20 protein-coding genes are annotated in these 20,849 nt (G+C 71.7%); 3 read left to right on the top strand and 17 right to left on the bottom strand.

Annotated elements, in window-relative coordinates; all coding sequences use genetic code 11:
• Positions 1–3: 3 nt before the first annotated feature.
• The 8 genes from ACULK4_RS06730 to ACULK4_RS06695 form a co-directional block, all read right to left on the bottom strand.
• Positions 4–567, bottom strand: a complete 564-nt coding sequence (locus ACULK4_RS06730; RefSeq protein WP_445965358.1) for a F0F1 ATP synthase subunit B — start codon at positions 565–567, stop codon at positions 4–6.
• 29 nt (positions 568–596) lie between these two features.
• Positions 597–830 carry an ATP synthase F0 subunit C gene (gene atpE / locus ACULK4_RS06725; RefSeq protein ID WP_022888426.1) on the bottom strand — a complete coding sequence of 78 codons (234 nt, stop codon included), beginning with the start codon at positions 828–830 and terminating at the stop codon, positions 597–599.
• Between the two features lie 45 nt (positions 831–875).
• Positions 876–1,673 (bottom strand): F0F1 ATP synthase subunit A, encoded by a 798-nt coding sequence (gene atpB / locus ACULK4_RS06720; RefSeq protein ID WP_445965357.1) that lies wholly within the window; start codon positions 1,671–1,673, stop codon positions 876–878.
• Between the two features lie 232 nt (positions 1,674–1,905).
• Positions 1,906–2,385 carry a Cg1360 family ATP-synthase-associated protein gene (locus tag ACULK4_RS06715; RefSeq protein ID WP_445965356.1) on the bottom strand — a complete coding sequence of 160 codons (480 nt, stop codon included), beginning with the start codon at positions 2,383–2,385 and terminating at the stop codon, positions 1,906–1,908.
• Positions 2,382–3,668 (bottom strand): MraY family glycosyltransferase, encoded by a 1,287-nt coding sequence (locus tag ACULK4_RS06710; protein WP_445965355.1) that lies wholly within the window; start codon positions 3,666–3,668, stop codon positions 2,382–2,384. Before ACULK4_RS06710 ends, ACULK4_RS06715 begins: the two co-directional genes overlap by 4 nt.
• A complete protein-coding gene (locus ACULK4_RS06705) occupies positions 3,665–4,585 on the bottom strand; it encodes an L-threonylcarbamoyladenylate synthase (protein WP_445965354.1) in 921 nt (306 codons plus the stop codon). Before ACULK4_RS06705 ends, ACULK4_RS06710 begins: the two co-directional genes overlap by 4 nt.
• 101 nt (positions 4,586–4,686) lie before the next feature.
• On the bottom strand, positions 4,687–5,502 hold the full coding sequence (locus tag ACULK4_RS06700; RefSeq protein ID WP_445965353.1) for an ABC transporter permease: 816 nt from the start codon (positions 5,500–5,502) through the stop codon (positions 4,687–4,689).
• Entirely contained in the window at positions 5,499–6,425 is a 927-nt protein-coding gene (locus tag ACULK4_RS06695; RefSeq protein WP_445965352.1) for an ATP-binding cassette domain-containing protein, read from the bottom strand. Before ACULK4_RS06695 ends, ACULK4_RS06700 begins: the two co-directional genes overlap by 4 nt.
• 104 nt (positions 6,426–6,529) lie before the next feature.
• Between ACULK4_RS06695 and ACULK4_RS06690 the strand changes: the two genes are divergently transcribed.
• A complete protein-coding gene (locus ACULK4_RS06690) occupies positions 6,530–7,297 on the top strand; it encodes a TetR/AcrR family transcriptional regulator (RefSeq protein ID WP_445965351.1) in 768 nt (255 codons plus the stop codon).
• A gap of 22 nt (positions 7,298–7,319) precedes the next feature.
• Here the strand turns inward: ACULK4_RS06690 and prmC are convergent, their stop codons facing one another.
• Entirely contained in the window at positions 7,320–8,204 is an 885-nt protein-coding gene (prmC, locus tag ACULK4_RS06685; protein ID WP_445965350.1) for a peptide chain release factor N(5)-glutamine methyltransferase, read from the bottom strand.
• 87 nt (positions 8,205–8,291) lie between these two features.
• Here prmC and cysK point away from each other — a divergent pair, with 87 nt between their 5' ends.
• Together cysK and epsC are read left to right on the top strand one after the other, a co-directional pair.
• Positions 8,292–9,227: a cysteine synthase A gene (gene cysK / locus ACULK4_RS06680; protein WP_445965349.1), complete on the top strand. Its 936-nt coding sequence runs from the start codon at positions 8,292–8,294 to the stop codon at positions 9,225–9,227.
• Positions 9,228–9,256: 29 nt separating this feature from the next.
• Positions 9,257–9,850: a serine O-acetyltransferase EpsC gene (epsC, locus tag ACULK4_RS06675; RefSeq protein WP_445965348.1), complete on the top strand. Its 594-nt coding sequence runs from the start codon at positions 9,257–9,259 to the stop codon at positions 9,848–9,850.
• 57 nt (positions 9,851–9,907) lie between these two features.
• On the opposite strand, the gene prfA is transcribed toward epsC, so the two are convergent.
• From prfA to ACULK4_RS06635, 8 genes are all read right to left on the bottom strand, one after another.
• The gene (prfA, locus tag ACULK4_RS06670; protein WP_445965347.1) at positions 9,908–10,984 is read right to left on the bottom strand and encodes a peptide chain release factor 1; all 1,077 of its coding nucleotides are present in this window, start codon (positions 10,982–10,984) and stop codon (positions 9,908–9,910) included.
• 2 nt (positions 10,985–10,986) lie between these two features.
• Positions 10,987–13,065: a transcription termination factor Rho gene (gene rho, locus ACULK4_RS06665; protein ID WP_445965576.1), complete on the bottom strand. Its 2,079-nt coding sequence runs from the start codon at positions 13,063–13,065 to the stop codon at positions 10,987–10,989.
• Positions 13,066–13,382: 317 nt separating this feature from the next.
• A complete protein-coding gene (gene thrB, locus ACULK4_RS06660; protein ID WP_445965346.1) occupies positions 13,383–14,345 on the bottom strand; it encodes a homoserine kinase in 963 nt (320 codons plus the stop codon).
• Positions 14,342–15,436, bottom strand: a complete 1,095-nt coding sequence (gene thrC, locus ACULK4_RS06655) for a threonine synthase (RefSeq protein WP_445965345.1) — start codon at positions 15,434–15,436, stop codon at positions 14,342–14,344. Before thrC ends, thrB begins: the two co-directional genes overlap by 4 nt.
• Entirely contained in the window at positions 15,433–16,743 is a 1,311-nt protein-coding gene (locus ACULK4_RS06650; RefSeq protein ID WP_445965344.1) for a homoserine dehydrogenase, read from the bottom strand. The genes thrC and ACULK4_RS06650 overlap by 4 nt, the downstream gene beginning before the upstream one ends.
• The gene (gene lysA / locus ACULK4_RS06645; RefSeq protein ID WP_445965343.1) at positions 16,740–18,158 is read right to left on the bottom strand and encodes a diaminopimelate decarboxylase; all 1,419 of its coding nucleotides are present in this window, start codon (positions 18,156–18,158) and stop codon (positions 16,740–16,742) included. Before lysA ends, ACULK4_RS06650 begins: the two co-directional genes overlap by 4 nt.
• A gap of 190 nt (positions 18,159–18,348) precedes the next feature.
• Complete coding sequence (locus ACULK4_RS06640; protein ID WP_445965342.1) at positions 18,349–19,155, bottom strand: LmeA family phospholipid-binding protein; 807 nt, start codon at positions 19,153–19,155, stop codon at positions 18,349–18,351.
• 11 nt (positions 19,156–19,166) lie between these two features.
• Positions 19,167–20,840: an arginine--tRNA ligase gene (locus ACULK4_RS06635; RefSeq protein ID WP_445965341.1), complete on the bottom strand. Its 1,674-nt coding sequence runs from the start codon at positions 20,838–20,840 to the stop codon at positions 19,167–19,169.
• Between the last annotated feature and the right edge of the window lie 9 nt (positions 20,841–20,849).

Here is a 20,849-nt window from a genome sequence, read left to right as displayed (position 1 = left end):
GGACTACTTCTTCCCCCCAGCGGCGGCCTGCTCGGACGCCTCGAGGTCGGCGAGGAAGCGGTCGACGACGGCCTTCGCCTTCTGGTCGTCGGTGAGGGTCTCGCCGACGACGCCCGACGCGAGGTCGATCGCGATGGTGCCGACCTCGGAGCGGAGCGTGACGAACGCGGACTGACGCTCGGCCTCGATCTGCGCCTGGGCGCTCGCGGTGACGCGGGCCGCCTCGGCGGATGCCTGGTCCTTCGCCTCGGCCACGATCTTCTTGCCGTCCTCGCGAGCGGTCTCGCGGATCCGGCCGGCCTCGGCGCGGGCGTCGGCGAGCTGGGCGGTGTACTCCTCGAGCGCCGCCTCGGCCTTGCGCTGGGCCTCGTCGGCCTTCGCGATGTTGCCCTCGATCGCCTCGGCACGCTCGTCGAGGAGCTTCTGCATGCGCGGCAGCACGTACCGCCAGAAGAAGACGAGGATGATGACGAAGCAGACCGCCGACCAGAGGATGTCGTAATCCGCCGGCAACACCGGGTTCTGGTTCTCGCCCTCGGTTGCAGCTCTCAGGACTGCGTGAAGCACGTTGGCCTCCTGAAGTTGGGACGGAAGAATCAGACGAAGATGAAGTAGGTGGCGATACCGATGAAGGCGAGCGCCTCGGTGAAGGCGATACCGATCCACATCAGGACCTGCAGGCGGCCGGCGAGCTCGGGCTGGCGGGCGACGCCCTCGATGGTCTTGCCGACGACGATGCCGACGCCGATGGCCGGGCCGATGGCGGCGAGGCCGTAGCCGACCGTCGCGATGTTGCCGTTGATCTCAGCGAGAACGGTGGTTGCGTCCACGTTGGGTTTCCTTTCTTGGGGTTCTTTTCGGGCGGATGCCCTGGCTCAGTGCTCCTCCGCCACCGCGAGCTGGATGTAGACCGCGGTGAGGAGCGTGAAGACATAGGCCTGCAGGACGGCGACGAGCACCTCGAAGAGCGTGAACACGAGGCCGAAGGCCAGGGTGCCTGCGCCGAGCAGGGTGTACCAGCCGCCGAGCTGGAAGACGAAGAACTGCGTCGCCGCGAAGAAGAGCACGAGCAGCAGGTGGCCGACGATCATGTTCATCATCAGTCGGAGCGTCAGCGTGACGGGCCGGATGATGAACGTCGAGATCAGCTCGATCGGCGTGACGATGATGTACACCGGCCACGGCACGCCCGAGGGGAAGAGCGAGTTCTTGAAGAAGTTGCCGGGGCTCTTCTTGATGCCCGCGTAGATGAAGGTGACGTACGAGACGATCGCGAGCACGAGCGGCACGCCGATCACCGACGTTCCGGCGATGTTCAGGAACGGGATGACGCCCGTGATGTTCATGAACAGCACCATGAAGAACATGGTGGTGAGGATCGGCAGGAACCGCTTGCCGTCCTTCTTGCCGAGCAGGTCGTCGGCGATGTTCACGCGGACGAGGTCGAGACCCATTTCGACGATGCTCTGGAATCGGCCCGGGACGACGCGCATGCGCCGCGTGCCGAGCCAGAAGACCAGCAGCAACGCGATGACCGCGACGAAGCGGACCAGCATGATGCGGTTGATCTCGAACGGCGTGTCCTCGAAGAGGAGGGGGCCCGGGAAGAATTCCGAGATCGACGGCCCGTGGAACTCACCATCTTCGGTAGCAAAGGGAACCAGCAGGTTCACAGCGTGTGCTAGCAGCGCTATCTCCTGTTTCGGGGCGTGGAGCGCAAGCTCTCGCGTCGACGAACATCGGACCGGTTCCGCACATGCCTGAACAGGCGGAACCGTGGGGGGATCGCCCCCACTCTAGCAAGACTTCGGGCCTCCGCCGAATCGCTACATCGTGTAGAAGTCCGGGGCGACCGGCCCGGACGTCCGGAGCATGCGCGACGAGGCATCCGAGGCGGCGCGGCGCCTACTCGTGGGTGGGCGGCGGGGGCAGCCGGGTGTCGCTCGCGTAGGGCAGGCGCGACTTGGCCACGACCAGGACGTCGACGACCAGCGACCCGATCACGCCGGCCACGATCGAAAGGAACAGCACCACCGGGTCGAGCCAGTCGGCCCCGCGCAGGGCGACGACGAGCACGATGAAGAGGATGAACTTCAGCAGCCATCCACCGAGCACGATGCCGAAGAACGCCCCGACGAACACGTCGGAACCGGCGAAGCGGTTGGCGAGCAGGATGCTCGCACCCGTGATGCCCATGAACACGACCGCGATGAGCGTGCCGAGGAGGGCGCTCACCAGTCCTTCCACGCCCGCGAAGGCGAAGCCGAGCACGCCGCCCACGATGGCGATGGCGGCCGCGAGCACACCGCCCCACAGCAGCGCGCGGCGCAGCACGGGATTGGAGGTCGGCGTGCGGTCGGCGGGGTCTCGGGGTGCGGCGCTCATCGGGCTCCTGTACGGTGCTCGCCCGCCGTCGCGGGCGTGGCGGGGTCGGTCGGGTGGTCGTCGGCGGCGAGCTCGTCGAGCCCGGGCGGGTAGGGCGCGGTCGCGGCATCGGCTTCGGCCGCCACGGTCTGCCGCTTGCGGCGGCCCAGGGGTGCGAGCGTCACGGCGGCGAGCACGACGAAGCCGACGCCGATGAACGCGAACGCCCAGATGGGGTCGATGCGGAAGTACACGGGCAGCACGAACGCGAGGAGGCAGCCGAGCGAGGCCACGGCGGTCCAGCCGTAGAAGATCAGCACGGCGTGCAGGTGCGAGTGGCCCATGTCGAGCAGGCGGTGGTGCAGGTGCTTGCGATCGGCGGCGAACGGCGACTTGCCGGCCCGCAGGCGGCGGATGACGGCGAGGCCGAAGTCGAGCAGGGGGATGATCAGCACCGCGAACGGGATGATGATCGGGATGAACGCCGGGAACAGCAGTTCGCCCTGCGTGCTGATCGTGCCGGGGTCGATCTGGCCGGTGACCGCGATCGCGGAGGTCGCCATGAGCAGGCCGATCAGCAGCGCGCCCGCGTCGCCCATGAACAGCTTCGCCGGGTGCCAGTTCAACGGCAGGAACCCGAGGCACGCGCCGACCACGACGACCGCGAGCAGCGACGCGAGGTTGAAGTAGTTCGTCGGCGAGGTCTGCTGCACCAGCAGGTACGAGTAGAGGTAGAACACGCCGCTCGAGATGAGCGCGACGCCCGCGACCAGCCCGTCGAGGCCGTCGATGAAGTTGATGGCGTTCATGACGAGCACGATCGTGAACACCGTGATGATCGCGCTCATCCACGACGAACCCACGATGAGCCCGCCGTCGGGCCCGAGCCCGATCGGCAGCGACACGATCGACACGCCCTGCCAGGCGATGAGCCCCGCTGCCAGGAACTGGCCGGCGAGCTTGGTCATCCAGTCGAGGTCCCAGATGTCGTCGGCGACGCCCATGCCGACGATGAGGGCCGCGGCGACGAGGATCGCGAGCACCTGCCAGCGGTCCTGGAAGATGATCGACACGTTCGCGAACCGGTCGATGCCGAGCGTCGACACCCACGCGGCCGCCCCGACCGCCGCGAGGATGCCGGCGAACATCGCGATGCCCCCGAGCCGCGGGGTGGGGCGGGTGTGCACGTCGCGCTCGCGGATCTTCGGGTAGAGCCGGTACTTCAGGCTCAGCTTCCAGACCACGATCGAGCCGGCGAAGGTCACGATCGCCGCGACGAGCGCGAGGGCGACGAACAGGGTCATGAGGCGGCGGCGTCCGTTCGGTCGTCGGCGGTTGCCGCGGCGTCCGCATCGTCGGCGGATGCCGCGGGGTCCGCGTCGTCGGCGGATGCCGCGGGGTCCGCATCGCCGACGGATGCCGCGGCATCCGCATCGTCGCCGGCGCCTGCAGCGGACTTCGCGGCGTCGGAGTCGTCGATGAGCTCGGGCGCGCCGTCCGTGGCGGTCGGCGCGATCACCGTGGGGACCGGAGCGACGAGCTCCTCCCCCACGACCGCGACGATCCGCTCGCGCGAGATCACGCCGGCTCGCACGATGCGGAGCTCACCGGAGGCGTCGGCGCCGAGCCCGGTCGCGTCCACGATGGTCGACGACGTGTCGGCCGGGCGCTCGCCGATCGCCTCGTACTCCGTGCCCGCCTCGCCGCCGTCGAGGTACACCGCGACGCGGTCGCCGAGCATGTCCTGTGCCGCCTGCGCGGTCGTCGCCGACGGCATGCCGGAAAGGTTCGCCGAGGACACCGCGAGCGGGCCCGTCTCCGAGAGCAGCTCGAGCGCGATGCGGTTCGCCGGCATCCGCAGCGCGACGGTGCCGCGCGTCTCGCCCAGGTCCCACTGCAGTGACGGCTGCGCGCGAAGGATCACGGTGAGCCCACCCGGCCAGAACTCGGCGACGAGCTTGCGCACCGCCTCGGGCACCTCGACGGCGAGCGCGTCGAGCGTGGGGATGCCGGGGATCAGCACCGGTGGCGGCGACGTGCGCTCGCGCCCCTTGGCGTCGAGGAGGCGCTGCACGGCCTCCGCGCTGAAGGCGTCGGCGGCGAGGCCGTAGACGGTGTCGGTGGGGATGACGACGAGCTCGCCGCTGCCGATGGCGCGGCGGGCGAGGCGCATGCCGGCGAGGAGCTCGGACTCGACCGAGCAGTCGTGGAAGGAAGTCATGGCCCGACGATTCTAGACGCGGCGGCATGCCGGCGGCTGGGCATGACGGATGCCGCGGGCCGGTCCGACCTCATGGCATCCGTGCTCGCCGCCGCGGGGCGTCAGCGCCGGCCCGACCTGCGCCGGAAGAGCCAGGCCCCCCACCCGGCCGCCACCGCGACGAGCAGCACGCACCAGCCCACCGCCCACCAGGCCGAGTCGCCCATCGGCGTGCCCGTCAGCAGGCTCCGGATGGTCTCGATGACCGGCGTGATCGGCTGGTGCTCGGCGAACCACGCGAGCCAGACGGGCAGCGTGTCGACGGGCACGAACGCGCTCGACAGGTACGGCAGGAACAGCAGGACGAAGCCGTAGGCGCTCGCCGCGTCCGGACTCGACGCGGCCAGGCCGATCGCCGCGAACAGGGTGGTGATCGCGAGGATGTACAGCGCGACCATCGCGAGCGCGGCGACCCACTCGAGCGGTTCTGCGCTGGGCCGGAAACCGACGAGGACCGCGACCGCGATGACGATGCCCGTCGCGAAGAGGTTCCGGAGCAGGCTCGCGACGACGTGACCCGTGAGCACGGCGCCCGCCCGCAGCGGCATCGTGCGGAAGCGGTCGATGATTCCGGTCGTCATGTCGCGGGCGACGTAGAGGGCCGTCGAGCTCGCGCCGAATCCGGCGCAGAGCAGGATGATGCCGGGTACGACGTAGTCGACGTACCCGCCCGACGGATCCAGGGCGCCGCCGAACACGTAGGTGAACAGCAGCATCAGCATGGTCGGCAGGATCACGGCCATGAGCAGCGCCTCGGCGTCGCGCAGCGAGTGGGTGATGCTCCGGCGGATGAAGACGGCCTCGGCGGTGAGCCCGGAGGGGCGCCGGCGGACCGCGGCCGGCGCGGCGGCGGGCGGGTGCTGGATCAGGGTGGTCACGGTCGGCCCTTCGTTCCGATGAGGTCGCGGTCGGCCCGCACGGACATCGCCGGACCCGAGGTGATGGCGAGGAAGACGTCGTCGAGGCTCGGGCGCCGGATGTCGACCCTCGCCCCGTCGACGGCGGATGCCGCGAGCCGGTCGAGTTCGTCGACGGCGGCGCGGAGCCCGTGGACGGTGCCGTCGGTCGGCAGCTCCGCGAGCACCTCGTCGTCGGGGCCGACGAGCCGGACGGCCTCGCCGCCGACCGCGGCCTTGAGCTCGGAAGCGGTGCCTTCGGCGGCGACCCGTCCGCCGTGGAGGACGGCGATGCGGTCGGCGAGCCGGTCGGCCTCCTCGAGGTACTGCGTGGTGAGGAACACGGTGGCGCCGTCGCCGGCGATCTCGCGGATGACCCTCCAGAGCTCCTGCCGGCTGCGGGTGTCGAGCCCGGTCGTCGGCTCGTCGAGGAAGACGACGGCGGCCGGGACCACGAGGCTCAGGGCGAGGTCGAGCCGACGGCGCATGCCGCCGGACCAGGTCGCGACGCGGCGGCCCGCGGCATCCGCGAGGTCGAACCGGTCGAGCAGCTCCTCGGCCCGGTCGCGCGCGGCACGGGCGCCGAGCCCGGAGAGCCTGGCGAGCATGACGAGGTTCTCGCGACCCGTGAGCATCTCGTCGACGGCGGCCGACTGGCCGGTGAGGCTGATCCGCGCCCGAACTCCGTCGGGGTCGGCGATCACGTCGACCCCCGCGACCGACGCCGTGCCCGCGTCGGGGCGGACGAGCGTCGTGAGGATGTCGATGGTCGTGGTCTTCCCGGCGCCGTTCGGCCCGAGCAGGGCGAACACGGTGCCGGTCTCGACCGCGAGGTCGAGGCCGGTCAGGACCTCGGTCGCGCCGAATCGCCTGGCGATTCCGCGCGCATCGATGGCGAGCATCATGGCACCTCCGCGTATATCACGTAAACTGTGTATGACGTGCACGTCGGTTTAAGTAATACACAGTTCTACACTGGACGCAACCGTCGCCCGCCGATTGGAGCCGGATGACCGCCGAGACGCCCATCGAGCCCGAGCTGCCGCGCGGCGTCGCCCTCGCCTGGGGCGTCGCCGCCAACCCCCAACGCGGTCCGAAACGGGAGATGAGCATCGAGCGCATCGTCGACGCCGCAGTCGAGATCGCCGATGCGGAGGGTCTCGCCGCGGTCTCGATGAGCCGGGTCGCCCAGTCGCTCGGCTACACGACCATGTCGCTCTACCGGTACGTGACCGCCAAGGACGACCTGCTCGTCCTCATGCAGGAGCGGGGAACGGGCCTGCCACCCGAGCCCGATCCCGACCTCGACCCCGCCGACTGGCGCAGCCGGCTCCGGGCCATCGGGCACGCGCAGCTCGAGGTGCAACGGCAGCACCCGTGGCTGCTCGACGTGTCCATCCAGGGCACCCCGGTGACGCCGAACAACCTCGCGTGGATGGATGCGATGCTCGACACGCTCGCCGACACGCCCCTCGACGAGGACGAGCGCGTCGCGACCATCCTGCTGGTGACGGGCCAGGTCCGCTGGCAGAGCACCATCGAGCGTTCCTACGACGTCGCGGCACGCGAGGCAGGCGTCGATCCGCAGGCGATCGACGACGGCCGCTCGGCCATCCTCGACGCCCTCGTCACCGCCGAGCAGTTCCCGGCGCTGCGTCGCGCGGTCGACGCCGGAGTGTTCGCACGCGCCGACGACGACCCGTTCGGCTTCGGACTCGAGCGCGTGCTCGACGGCGTGGCCGACTACATCGACACGCGCGCGCGCCGCGGCCGCTGACCCGTCGAGCGGATGCCGCGGCTCAGCGCCGGGCGGTCGTGACCCGGTCGCGCCCCGTGAGGTCGCGGTGGTGCGCGATCGCGTGCCATCCGTCACCAGCGAGGAGCGCGGCGATGTCGGCGGACTGCGCCTCCCCGTGCTCGATCATGAGCGCGCCGCCCGGATGCAGCAGCGCGAGCGCCCGGCGTGAGAGCACCCGGACCACGTCGAGCCCGTCGGCGCCGCCGTACAGGGCCCGCTCCGGGTCGTGGAGCCGCACCTCGGGGTCACGGGGGATCGCGCCCTGCGGGATGTACGGCGGGTTGGAGGCGACGACCGCGGCCCGGCCCTCGAGTTCGCCGAGCGCGTCGGCGAGGTCGCCGAACACGAGCGACAGGTTCGGCGCGCCGACCTCCTCGACGTTGCGACGCGTCCACGGGAAGGCCTCGGGCGAGTTCTCGACCGCGTACACGCGCGCATGCGGGACCTCGGTCGCCATCGACAGGGCGATCGCACCGCTGCCCGACCCGAGGTCGAGCGCGATCGGCTCGGGCTCGGCCGCAGCGCGCAGTGCATCGATGGCCAGCTGTGCGAGCAGCTCGGTCTCCGGACGCGGGACGAACACGCCCGGGCCGACCGCGAGCTCGAGCGACCGGAACGCGGCCGTGCCGGTCAGGTGCTGCAACGGCTCGCGGCGCGCGCGGCGCGCGACGAGCGAGTCGAGCGTCGCAGCATCCGCGGGCCCCAGCTCGCCGCCCACGACGAGCCGCGCGTGCACGCCGCCGCGTGACAGCCCGAGCACATGGCCGACCAGCAGGTCGGCGTCGACCTCGGGGTCGGGCACGCCCGCGGACCTGAGCGCGGCGACCGCCTCGTCGCGAACCTGGCGGAGCGGACGCGGACCGGTCGGTGGCAGTGGAGCATTCACGCAAAGGAATGTAACCCACCGCCCGGGGCATCGATCGCGTCCGTAAGCTTGATCGCGGCACTCGCCGACGTCACGAGAGGGAGCATCATGGCTCAGGTCTACGAGAACATCACCGAGGTCTTCGGGCGCACGCCGCTCGTGAAGCTGAACAGGGTGACGGATGGCGCCGAGGCCACGGTGCTCGGCAAGCTCGAGTTCTACAACCCCTCCGCGAGCGTGAAGGACCGCCTCGGCATCGGCATCGTCGACGCCGCCGAGGCCTCCGGCGAACTGAAGCCGGGCGGCACCATCGTCGAGGGCACGAGCGGCAACACCGGCATCGCGCTGGCCATGATCGGCGCGGCCCGAGGCTACCGGGTCGTCATCGCGATGCCCGAGACCATGAGCAAGGAGCGCCGCGCGCTGCTGCGCGCGTACGGCGCCGAGCTCGTGCTCACCCCCGGGTCGGAGGGCATGAAGGGCGCGGTCGCGCGCGCCGAGCAGATCGCCGCCGAGACGCCCGGCGCGGTGCTCGCGAAGCAGTTCGACAACCAGGCGAACGTCGACATCCACCGGCGGACGACCGCCGAGGAGGTCTGGAACGACACCGACGGCGGTGTCGACATCTTCGTCTCCGGCATCGGCACGGGCGGCACCCTCTCGGGCGTCGGCCAGGTGCTCAAGGAGCGCAAGCCCGAGGTGCAGATCGTGGGGGTCGAGCCGCTCGAGTCGCCGATCCTCAACGGCGGGCAGCCCGGTCCGCACAAGATCCAGGGCATCGGCGCCAACTTCGTGCCCTCGATCCTCGACCGCGAGGTCTACGACGAGATCATCGACGTCGACATCGACCAGGCCGTCGCCACCGCGCGCCGCCTCGGCGTCGAGGAGGGCATCCTCGGCGGCATCTCGTCGGGCGCGACCGTCTACGCGGCCGCGCAGCTCGCCAAGCGCCCCGAGAACGCCGGCAAGACGATCGTCGTGATCCTCGCCAGCTACGGCGAGCGGTACCTGTCGACGGTGCTCTACGAGGGGCTGCTCGACTGATCCCAGACTGCGTCTGGTTGACTGAACCGGTGGGAATCCTCGGCAGCCTCAGGGAAGACATCGCGACCGCACGCTCCCACGACCCCGCCGCACGCAGCCGGATCGAGATCGTGCTCGCCTACTCCGGCCTGCACGCCATCTGGTCCTACCGGCTCGCCCACCGCATGTGGCAGGTGCCGTTGCTGCGCCTGCCCGCGCGGCTGCTGTCGCAGGTCACGCGCTTCCTCACCGGCATCGAGATCCACCCGGGCGCGACCATCGGCCGGCGCTTCTTCATCGACCACGGCATGGGCGTCGTGATCGGCGAGACCGCGGTCGTCGGCGACGACGTGATGCTGTACCACGGAGTCACGCTCGGCGGGAAGGCGCCGCGCGGCGCCCCGAAGGGGGCCAAGCGCCACCCCACGCTCGGCGACGGCGTGACCGTCGGTGCGGGGGCGAAGGTGCTCGGCGACATCGAGGTCGGCTCCTGGAGCGCGGTCGGCGCGAACGCCGTCGTCACCCGCAGTGCACCCGCGCACTCGCTGCTCGTGGGCATCCCGGCCGTCGCGAAGCCCCTGCTTCCGGCGACCGCCGACGCGGCCCGCGGCATGCACGATTGGCATGTCGACTTCCACATCTGAACGAGCGGATGCCGCGGCATCCGCTCACCGGACCCCGGCCGCCAGCGGTGAGGGCGCCTACTGGTCGCCGATCGCGGCGAGCCGTGCCTCCTCGTCGGCCTTGATCGCCGACTCGACGACGGGATCGAGCGCGCCGTTCATCACCTGGTCCAGGTTGTACGACTTGTAGCCCGTGCGGTGGTCGGCGATGCGGTTCTCGGGGAAGTTGTAGGTGCGGATGCGCTCGGACCGGTCCATCGTGCGGATCTGCGACTTGCGCGCGTCGGATGCCGCGGCGGCGAGCTCCTCCTGCTGACGTGCCAGGAGGCGCGCGCGGAGGACGCGCATGGCCGCCTCGCGATTCTGCAGCTGCGACTTCTCGTTCTGCATCGCGACGACGATGCCCGTGGGCACGTGCGTGATGCGCACCGCGGAGTCGGTCGTGTTCACCGACTGGCCGCCCGGACCCGACGAGCGGTACACGTCGATCTTGAGGTCGTTCTGGTTGATCTCGACCTCTTCGGGCTCGTCGACCTCGGGGAAGACGAGCACGCCCGTGGTCGACGTGTGGATGCGCCCCTGCGTCTCGGTGACGGGCACGCGCTGCACGCGGTGCACGCCGCCTTCGTACTTCAGGTGCGCCCAGACGCCCTGCGACGGATCGGTCGCGTTCGACTTGATCGCGACCTGCACGTTCTTGTACCCGCCGAGGTCGGACTCGTCGGACTCGAGCATCTCGGTCTTCCAGCCCTTCGACTGGGCGTACTGGATGTACATGCGCAGCAGGTCGGCCGCGAAGAGCGCGCTCTCGGCGCCGCCCTCGCCGCCCTTGATCTCCATGATCACGTCGCGACCGTCATCGGGGTCCCGCGGGATGAGGAGGCGCCGGAGCCGCTCCTGCGACGCCGCGAGGTGCTCCTCGAGCGTCGGCACCTCGTCGGCGAACGCCTCGTCCTCCTTGGCGAGCTCGCGCGCCGCCTCGAGGTCGGCCTGCGCCTGCAGCCAGGCGTCATGCGCGGCGACGATGCGGCTGAGCTCGGCGTAGCGCCGGTTCACGCGTTTCGCTCGCCCGGCGTCGGCGTGCAGCGCCGGGTCGGCCAGCTCCTCCTGGAGCCGGCCGTGCTCGGCGATCAGTGCCTGGACGGACTCGAACATGCTCAGCGGTGGTGGTCGGCGTCGTGCCCGTGACCGTTGCCGTTGCCGCCGACCGGCGCGTTCTTCTGCATGAGCAGGAGGAACTCGGTGTTCGACTGCGTCTCGCGAAGGCGGCCGAGTACGGCCTCGAGGGCCTGCTGCGGCTCGAGCCCCGCGAGCGCGCGACGGAGCTTCCAGGTGATCTTGACCTCGTCGGGCGAGAGCAGCATCTCCTCGCGGCGCGTGGACGACGCGTTGACGTCGACCGCGGGGAAGATGCGCTTGTCGGCGAGCTGGCGCGACAGGCGCAGCTCGGAGTTGCCGGTGCCCTTGAACTCCTCGAAGATCACCTCGTCCATCTTCGACCCGGTCTCGACGAGGGCCGTGGCGAGGATGGTGAGCGAACCGCCGTTCTCGATGTTGCGCGCTGCGCCGAAGAACCGCTTCGGCGGGTAGAGCGCCGACGCGTCGACGCCGCCCGAGAGCACGCGACCGGATGCCGGTGCCGCGAGGTTGTACGCGCGTCCGAGGCGGGTGATCGAGTCGAGCAGCACGACCACGTCGTGACCCAGCTCGACGAGGCGCTTGGCGCGCTCGATCGCGAGCTCGGCGACCGTGGTGTGGTCCTCCGCGGGACGGTCGAAGGTCGACGCGATGACCTCGCCCTTGACCGTGCGCTCCATGTCGGTGACCTCTTCGGGGCGCTCGTCGACGAGCACGACCATGAGGTGGACCTCGGGGTTGTTGGTCGCGATGGCGTTCGCGATCTGCTGCAGCACGATCGTCTTGCCCGCCTTGGGCGGCGCGACGATGAGTCCGCGCTGGCCCTTGCCGATGGGTGCGACGAGGTCGATGATGCGCTGGGTGAGCTTGGTCGGCTCGGTCTCGAGGCGCAGGCGCTCCTGCGGGTAGAGCGGCGTGAGCTTCTGGAAGTCGACGCGCGCGGCGGCCTCCTCGCCGTTCTGGCCGTTGACCGAGTCGATCTTCACGAGCGCGTTGTACTTCTGGCGGCTGTTGCCCTCGCCCTCGCGCGGCTGCTTGATCGCGCCGACGACCGCGTCGCCCTTGCGCAGGTGGTACTTCTTCACCTGGCCGAGCGAGACGTAGACGTCGCTCGGACCGGGGAGGTACCCCGTGGTGCGCACGAACGCGTAGTTGTCGAGCACGTCGAGGATGCCCGCGATGGGGATGAGCACGTCGTCGTCGAGGATCTCGGGCTCGACCTCGTCGCCGCCGCCCTGGCCGCGGCGCTTGCGGTCGCGATAGCGGTTCCGGCGCCCGCCGCCCTCGGCATCGCCCTGCTGGTCGCCACGGCCCTGGTCGCCGCGGCCCTGCTGGCCACGACCGCCCTGCTCCTTCTGGCCCTTGTCGGCGTCGCCCTGGCGCTCGTCGGCCTGGTCGTCCGACCGGCGGCCGTCCTGGCCCTTGCCGGCCTCCTGGCCCTTGCCGCCCTGGCGGTCGCCATCGTTCTTCTGCTCGGGCTTCTGGGCCTCGCCGCGGTCGCCGCGGTCGCGGTCGCCGCCGCGTCGGCCGCGGTTGCGGCTGCGACCCTGGCGGGGCTCCTTCTCGGGCTGCTCGCCCTCGGGCTCGCCTTCGGCAGCGGGGCCGCGGCCGGTGTCCTCACCCGCGCCGCCGGTGGCGGCGGCGAGCTCCTCGCGGACGGCGGCGCGCGCGGCTTCGCGGGCGTCGTCTCCGGAGGCGGGGGCCTCGGCCTTCAGGTCACCGGGCACGAGGTCGACGCCGCTCAGTCCGGCGTTCGCGTGCTGGCCGGCTGCCGTCGCGCTCGTCGCGCGGCGCGGCTGGCGCCCGCGGCGGGCCGGCGCGGCCTCGGCGGGCGGCGCCTCGACGACGGATGCCGCGACGACGGGCTCCGACACGGGGCCCCCGTCTCCCACGGGGCTCGCGGTCTCGGCGGACTCGGCCTCGAGGCCGGGGAGCGCCGGTTCGGCGGTCGCGGAGCCCGCGGCGTCGCCGACGGCGTCGGTGCCGTCGGCGGCGTCGCGGTGAGCGGAGATCAACTCCACGAGTTCTCCCTTGCGGCGCTTGGAGGCGCCCGCGATGCCGAGCGAGGCGGCGAGCTCCTGGAGCTCGACCACCTTCATGGCGGTCAGGGTGGTGCGGTTCGCCACGCCGTCGGCGTGGTCGTTTCCGTTGGTCACTGGGATTCGTCCTTTCCCCTCGCCAGGTGCTGGGTTGGCCGAGGAGAGCTGATCGCGGCGCGACGGAGTCGTGCGCACGAGGCGCAGACTGCGCGTTGCGAAAGCATGAAATGCCGGGAATTGCACGATGCGGCTGGAACGCGAGAGGTGCAGCGTCTGCCGGGTGCGCGACCAGTCTAGCACCCGGCCGACGCCGTCCCGACCACGCGCCACGCCGTCCGGAGAGGATGGTCCGGGATCGCCGGGACGACCGCTCGGACTCAGTCCTCGTCGGCCGGGGTCACGGTCGCTCCGAGGAAGTCGACGGCGAGCGGGAGCGCCTGCCACGGCGTCTCGGCCGCCTCCTCCACGATGCGCATGGCGTCGGCGCGTTCGCTCGGATCGCTCGCGAGCACGAGGATCGACGGGCCGGCGCCCGAGACCACGGCGGGATGCCCCGCTGCGCGCAGCACGCGGATGAGCCGATCGGTCTCGGGCATCGCCTCGGCGCGGTACCGCTGGTGCAGCTTGTCCTCGGTCGCGGCGAGCAGCAGCTCCGGGCTCTGGATGAGCGCCGCGACGAGCAGCGCCGAGCGGGACACGTTGAACACCGCGTCCTCGTGCGGCACCGACTGCGGCTGGAGGCTGCGGGCGAGCGCGGTCGACATCTCGTGCTCGGGCACGAGCACGAGCGGCGACACGCCACGGTGCACCATGAGCTTCTTGTGGCGGGGTCCCTCGGGCGTGACCCATGCGATCGTGAGTCCGCCGAACAGCGCCGGGGCGACGTTGTCGGGGTGTCCCTCGAGCTCGGTCGCGAGTTCGAGCAGCTCGTCGGGCGAGATCTCGACCTCGGGGGCGAGCAGGCCCTTGGCGGCCATCACGCCCGCGACGATCGCGGCGCCCGAGGATCCGAGGCCGCGGCCGTGCGGGATGGCGTTGCGCGCCACCAGCCTGAGCGGCGGCAGCTCCCGCCCGTAGTGCGCGAGGGTGTGCGCGATCGCCCGTACGACGAGGTGCGACTCGTCGACGGGCACCTCGCCCGCGCCGACGCCGTGCACCTCGATGCGGAGGCCGTCGCCGCCGGCCTCGACGTCGAGCTCGTCGTACTGGGCGAGCGCCAGCCCCAGCGTGTCGAAGCCGGGGCCGAGGTTCGCGGAGGTCGCCGGGACCTTGACGTGCACCCGCCGGCCCGCGAGGTCCGGCATCACCGCCGCGGACGCCTCCGCCGACGCGGCGCTCATGCGAGCCCCAGCACCTGGGCGACGTGCGCGGTGTCGGCGGGGACCACGGTCGGCTGCACATCCGACCCGTCGGGCATGCGGAGCGCCCACTGCGGGTCCTTCAGGCCGTGGCCGGTGACGGTCAGCACCACCCGGGCGCCGGCGGGGACCTGACCCGCCTCGGCGCGCTCGAGCAGGCCCGCGACGCTGATCGCCGACGCCGGCTCGACGAAGACGCCGACCTCGGCCGACAGGATGCGCTGCGCCTCGAGGATCTTGTCGTCCTCGATGGCGCCGAAGTAGCCGTCGGTGAGGTCGCGGGCCTCGAGCGCCAGGTGCCACGAGGCGGGGTTGCCGATGCGGATGGCGCTCGCGATCGTCTCCGGGTGCCGAACCGGCTCGCCGAGCACGAGCGGGGCCGACCCGGCGGCCTGGAAGCCGAACATGCGGGGCAGCCTCGTGGCGTTGCCGGCTTCGATGTCTTCCCGGTAGCCGCGCGTGTACGCGGTGTAGTTGCCCGCGTTGCCGACCGGGATGAAGTGGAGGTCCGGCGCGTCGCCGAGCACCTCGACGACCTCGAACGCCGCGGTCTTCTGCCCCTCGATGCGGTCGTTGTTGACCGAGTTGACCAGGTGGACCGGGTAGTTCTCGGCCAGGTCGCGCGCGATGTCGAGGCAGTCGTCGAAGTTGCCCTGGATCTGGATGAGGTGCGCATCGTGCGCGATCGCCTGGCTGAGCTTGCCCATCGCGATCTTGCCCTCGGGGACGAGGACGGCGGCCTTGATGCCCGCGTGCACGGCGTACGCTGCGGCCGACGCCGAGGTGTTGCCGGTCGACGCGGCGATCACGATCTTCGCGCCGCGCTCGACCGCCTTGGTCACGGCCATCGTCATGCCGCGGTCCTTGAACGAGCCCGTCGGGTTCATCCCCTCGAACTTCACCCACACGTCGGCGCCCGTGCGACGCGACAGCGCGGGGGCGGGCAGCAGCGGCGTGCCGCCCTCGCCGAGCGTGACGACGGGCGTGGCATCCGTCACGTCGAGCCGGTCGGCGTACTCGCGGATGACCCCGCGCCATTGGCGCGACGTCGCCTTCGTTGCCTGCTGGTTCACTCTGCTCCTTCGACTCGGATGACGGATGCGACGGAGGTCACGACGGGGCTGTCGGCGAGTGCGCGCACCGTTTCGGCGAGCGCGGACTCACGCGCCTCGTGGGTGCCGATGACCAGCGTAGCCCGGCCCGTCTCATCGCTGATGGTCTGCTCCAGCTCGCCCACGGAGACTCCGTGGTCGGCGAACACGTGCGCGATCGTCGCGAGCACGCCCGGCTGGTCGGCGGCCTCGATCGTGATGGCGTAGCGCGTGATGATGCGGCCGATGTCGAGCACGGGAAGCTCGGCGTGCGTGGACTCGGCAGTGCCGGGTCCGCCGAGCACGTGCCGGCGGGCGATCGCGACCAGGTCGCCGAGCACGGCCGACGCGGTCTGCACTCCCCCGGCGCCGGCGCCGTAGAACATGAGCGGCCCCGCAGCGGCGGCCTCGACGAACACGGCGTTGTTCGCGCCGTGGACGGCCGCGAGCGGGTGCGTGCGGTGCACCATCGCCGGGTAGACGCGCGCCGACACGCCCTCCTCCCCCGTCTCGGGATCGGTGAGCCGCTCGCAGATCGCCAGGAGCTTCACGACGTAGCCGGCGCGCTTGGCGGACTCGACCTGCGCGGCCGTGACGCCCGTGATGCCCTCGCGGTGCACCGACTCGATCGGCACCGCCGTGTGGAAGGCGAGGCTCGCGAGGATCGCCGCCTTCTGCGCGGCGTCGTAGCCGCCGATGTCGGCGGTGGGGTCGGCCTCGGCGTAGCCGAGCTCGGTGGCGGTGGCGAGGGCGTCCTCGAGCGATGCCCCCGTCGTGTCCATGCGGTCGAGGATGAAGTTCGTGGTGCCGTTCACGATGCCGAGGATCCGCTCGATGCGGTCGCCGGCGAGGCTGTCGCGCAGCGGCCTGATGATGGGGATGGCGCCGCCCACCGCCGCCTCGTACGACAGCTGCGCGCCCACCTGCTCGGCGGCGGCGAACAGCTCGGGGCCGTGCGTCGCGAGGAGCGCCTTGTTGCCGGTGACCACGTCGGCGCCCGAGGCGATCGACTTCAGGATGAGCGTGCGAGCGGGCTCGATGCCGCCCATGAGCTCGATCACGATGTCGGCGCCGACGATGAGCGATTCGGCGTCGGTCGTGAACAGCTCGCGCGGCAGGTCGGCGTCGCGCGGCGCGTCGACGTCGCGCACCGCGACGCCGACGAGCTCGATGTGCGCGCCGATCCGGTTGGCGAGCTCGTCGCGCTGGTCGAGCAGCAGGCGCGCGACCTGCGAGCCGACCGAGCCGGCTCCCAGCAGCGCGACGCGGATGGAACGGTATTCGATCATGCGGTGACTCCGTGTCGGTCATCGTCGTGGTCGTCGGACAGCCACGCGTCGCGGGCGAGCAGGTCGTCCTCGGTCTCGCCGCGCACGATAGTGCGCGCGGCGCCGTCGCGCACGGCCACGACCGGGGGTCGTGGCACGTGGTTGTAGTTCGAGGCCAGCGACCAGCAGTACGCGCCGGTCGCGGCGACCGCGAGGAGGTCGCCGGGCGCGACGTCGTGCGGCAGCCAGTCGTGGTCGACCACGACGTCGCCGGATTCGCAGTGCTTGCCCACGACGCGCACGAGCGCGGCGGGCTCGCCCGAGACGCGGGAGGCCAGGCGCACGGTGTACTGCGCGCCGTACATGGCGGTCCGGATGTTGTCGCTCATGCCGCCGTCGACCGACACGTAGTGGCGCCATCCCTCGTCGGTCGGCACCGGCTTGACCGTGCCCACCGTGTAGAGCGTGATACCGGCCGGCCCGATGATCGATCGACCGGGCTCGAACGCGAGCCGGGGCACGGGCACGCCGAACCGTTCGCAGGTGTCGGAGACCGCGCGCGCGATGCCCGCCGCGATCTCCTCGATGGGGGCGGGGTCGTCGGCCTCGGTGTAGGCGATGCCGAACCCGCCACCGAGGTTGAGCTCGGGCACGGGCGCGACGGCGGCGAGGTCGGCGTGCACCGCCAGGAGCCGCTCCGCCGACTCGGCGAACCCCGCGGCGTCGAAGATCTGCGAGCCGATGTGGCAGTGCAGCCCGACGAACTCGAGCGAGGCGTGCGAGCGGATGTCGGCGACGACCCGCCTCGCGTCGCCGAGTGCGATGCCGAACTTCTGGTCCTCGTGCGCGGTCGCGAGGAACTCGTGCGTCGACGCGTGGACCCCCGAGTTCACGCGGAGGCGCACGCGCTGCACGCGGCCGGCCCGGGCCGCGGCATCCGCCACCCGCCCCACCTCGATCTCGCTGTCGATGATGATCGTGCCGACGCCCGCGGCGACCGCGCGCTCGATCTCGGCGACCGACTTGTTGTTGCCGTGGAAGCCGACGTGCCCGGGGTCGGCGCCCGCGGCGAGCGCGACCGCGAGCTCGCCGCCGGTGGCGACGTCGACGCCGAGCCCCTCGTCGGTCATCCAGCGCACGATCGCGCCGGACAGGAAGGCCTTGCCGGCGTAATAGACGACGGCCGTGGTGCCGACGGATGCCGCGGCCTGCTCGAACGCGGCGCGCGTGCGGGCCGCACGGGCCCGGGCGACGGTCTCGTCGACGACGTAGAGGGGCGTGCCGAAGCGGTCGGCGAGCGTGCGGACGTCGACGCCACCGACGACGAGCCGGCCGTCGGCGTCGCGATGCGCGCCCTCGGGCCAGACGTGGGGAGCGAGCGCGTTCGGGTCGCCGGGCGCGGGCGGACGCGCGGGGGCGGGTGCGCTGGATGCCACGGGGAACCTCACGGGGACGCTGGGAACGACGGATCACTCGGACGGCGAGCGAACCCGGATCGGTTCCTGAAGCCTCGGTGCAGGCCACCCTTGTGGGGCGGCCTACGGGCGAGTCTACCGACGGGCGCCGTACCGGCCGAATCGGGTGACGCACGAGGACCCCGTCGGCGCGGGCGGCGGGCCGCCTCGTTCAGCCGCACGTGCCGGTGGTCGCGAGCGTGTCCTCGGCGATGGGCAGGCCGGATGCCTCGAGCCGCACGGTCGCGCCGTCCGGCGTGACGTCGATGCCGGCCAGTTCGACGCCCTCGGGAAGTCGATCGGCGACGCAGACCGGGAAGGGCTCGCCGCCCAGTACGCGGTCGACGAGGTCCGACGCGTCGAGCGTCGCGAAGCCGGCCTGCAGCTCGGCCGCGACGGGCGTCAGCAGGACGCGATCGCCCGCGGCCTCGGGCTCCGCCGTGACCGCGAACCCCACCGTCAGGCCCAGGATGTCGAGTTCGTCGGAGTACGACACGGTGCCGTCGCCGAGGGTGAGCCCGCCGTCGATGGCCTGCGATTCGGCGATCGCGTCGACTGCCGCCTCGTCGACGGATGCCACCGCCTCGGCGCGCTCCACGCTCCCGCCCTCGGCGAGCGGCACGCCGTACGCGGTGACCGTGGCATCGACCTCGACGCCGTTCACGGACAGCTCGGGCGCGGTCGCCACCATCTCGTCCATCCGCCCGGTGGCCGCCTGCCAGAGCGCGGACACCCCGCGGATCTGCACGTCGACCTCGCCCTCGACGCCCTCGGGGAGGTCTCGCTCGATGGCGTCGGCGACGGCGCGCTCGGCGATGCCGCGACCGACCGTCTCGACGAGCACGAGCAGCGCGGCCACGATGACGAGCACCACGCCCACGATGATCGCCGCCCGCGCGCCTCCGGTCGTGCGCCGGCGAGGGCCGCCGTCGGGCTCGACGGGGTCGAGACGGACGGTGTCATCGTCGGATGCAGCCATGGGACGGCAGGCTACATGCGCTCGGGCGCCGACACGCCGAGCAGGTCGAGGCCGTTGCGGATGACCTGGCCGGTCGCGTCGTTCAGCCACAGCCGCGTGCGGTGCAGGTCGCCGACGGGCTCGTCGCCGAGCGGGAGGACGCGGCAGTTGTCGTACCACCGGTGGTAGAGGCCCGCGACCTCCTCGATGTACCGGGCGACGCGGTGCGGCTCGCGCAGCTCGGCAGCCTGGGCGACGATGCGCGGGAACTCCTGGAGCGCGCCGAGCAGTGCCGACTCGGTCTCGTGGTCGAGCAGCTCGGGTGCGAACGAGGAGCGGTCGACGCCCGAGTCGGCGGCGTTGCGGGAGACGGCCGAGGTGCGCGCATGGGCGTACTGGACGTAGAAGACCGGGTTGTCGTTGGACCGGCTCCGCAGCTGCTCGGGGTCGAGCGCGAGCGGGGAGTCGGCCGGATACCGCGCGAGCGTGTAGCGGAGCGCGTCCGTACCGAGCCAGGCCTGGAGGTCGTCGAGCTCGATGATGTTGCCCGCGCGCTTGGAGAGCTTGGCCCCGTTGATGCTCACGAGCTGGCCGATGAGCACCTCGATGTCCTTCTCGGGGTCGTCGCCCGCCGCGCCCGCGAGCGCCTTCAGGCGGTGCACGTAGCCGTGGTGGTCGGCGCCGAGCAGGTAGATCTTGTGCTCGAAGCCGCGGTCGCCCTTGTCGAGGTAGTACGCGGCATCCGCGGCGAAGTAGGTGTAGACGCCGTTGGCGCGGCGGATGACGCGGTCCTTGTCGTCGCCGAAGTCGGTCGTCCGCACCCACACGGCGCCGCCCTCGTCGAAGACGTGTCCCTGCGCGCGGAGCCGCTCGACGGCGGCGTCGATCGCGGACACCCCGTCGTCGTCCTTCGCGTGCAGCGCCCGCTCGCTGGTCCAGATGTCGAAGTGCACGTTGAAGCGCGCGAGCGACTCGCGGATCTCGGCGAGCTGCAGCTCGTAGGCGATCTCGCGTGCGGTGTGCAGCGCGACATCGGCGTCGAGCTCGAGCAGGTGCGGCTCGCGCTCGAGCACGCGAGCGGCGAGGTCGGTCACGTACCGGCCGGGGTAGCCGTTCTCGGGCGTCGGCTCGCCCTTCGCGGCGGCGAGCACCGAGGCGCCGAAGTTGTCCATCTGGTTGCCGGCGTCGTTGACGTAGTACTCGTTCGCGACCTTCGCGCCCGCGGCGCGAAGCACCCGGCCGATCGAGTCGCCGAGCGCGGCCCAGCGGGTGTGCCCGATGTGCAGGGGCCCGGTGGGGTTCGCCGACACGAACTCGAGGTTGATCACGCTGCCCGCGAGCGCATCGACGTGCCCGTAGGCGGGACCGGCGTCGACGATCGACTTCGCGAGCGAGCCCGCGGCCGCGGCGTCGAGCCTGATGTTGATGAAGCCGGGACCGGCGACCTCGGCGCTCGCGACGCCGTCGACGGCGGCGAGGCCCGTCGCGAGCTCACCGGCGAGCTCGCGCGGGCTCGACCCGAGCGGCTTCGCGATGCGGAGCGCGATGCTCGAGGCCCAGTCGCCGTGCTCGCGCAGCTTGGGCCGCTCGAGGGTGACGGCCTCGGGCACGAGGTCGAGCGAGACCTCCTCGCCTGCCGCGCGTCGTCGCTCGACCAGCTCGGAGACGAGGTCGAACAGGACACGCGAGAGATCGGCGGGAGTCACTCGAAGATC

The sequence above is a fragment of the Agromyces selenitireducens genome (assembly GCF_052748465.2).
The sequence above is the reverse complement of the archived record's forward strand: the minus strand, read 5'-3'. Positions and strand labels throughout refer to the sequence as shown.

Coding starts and splice junctions, on each gene's coding strand:
- ACULK4_RS06705 (WP_445965354.1), bottom strand. CDS start 4,585: ATGACTTCCTTCCACGACTGCTCGGTCGAGTCCGAGCTCCTCGCCGGC.
- cysK (WP_445965349.1), top strand. CDS start 8,292: ATGGCTCAGGTCTACGAGAACATCACCGAGGTCTTCGGGCGCACGCCG.
- ACULK4_RS06650 (WP_445965344.1), bottom strand. CDS start 16,743: ATGATCGAATACCGTTCCATCCGCGTCGCGCTGCTGGGAGCCGGCTCG.
- ACULK4_RS06715 (WP_445965356.1), bottom strand. CDS start 2,385: ATGAGCGCCGCACCCCGAGACCCCGCCGACCGCACGCCGACCTCCAAT.
- ACULK4_RS06710 (WP_445965355.1), bottom strand. CDS start 3,668: ATGACCCTGTTCGTCGCCCTCGCGCTCGTCGCGGCGATCGTGACCTTC.
- ACULK4_RS06640 (WP_445965342.1), bottom strand. CDS start 19,155: ATGGCTGCATCCGACGATGACACCGTCCGTCTCGACCCCGTCGAGCCC.
- ACULK4_RS06690 (WP_445965351.1), top strand. CDS start 6,530: ATGACCGCCGAGACGCCCATCGAGCCCGAGCTGCCGCGCGGCGTCGCC.
- thrB (WP_445965346.1), bottom strand. CDS start 14,345: ATGAGCGCCGCGTCGGCGGAGGCGTCCGCGGCGGTGATGCCGGACCTC.
- ACULK4_RS06695 (WP_445965352.1), bottom strand. CDS start 6,425: ATGATGCTCGCCATCGATGCGCGCGGAATCGCCAGGCGATTCGGCGCG.
- prfA (WP_445965347.1), bottom strand. CDS start 10,984: ATGTTCGAGTCCGTCCAGGCACTGATCGCCGAGCACGGCCGGCTCCAG.
- rho (WP_445965576.1), bottom strand. CDS start 13,065: ATGAAGGTGGTCGAGCTCCAGGAGCTCGCCGCCTCGCTCGGCATCGCG.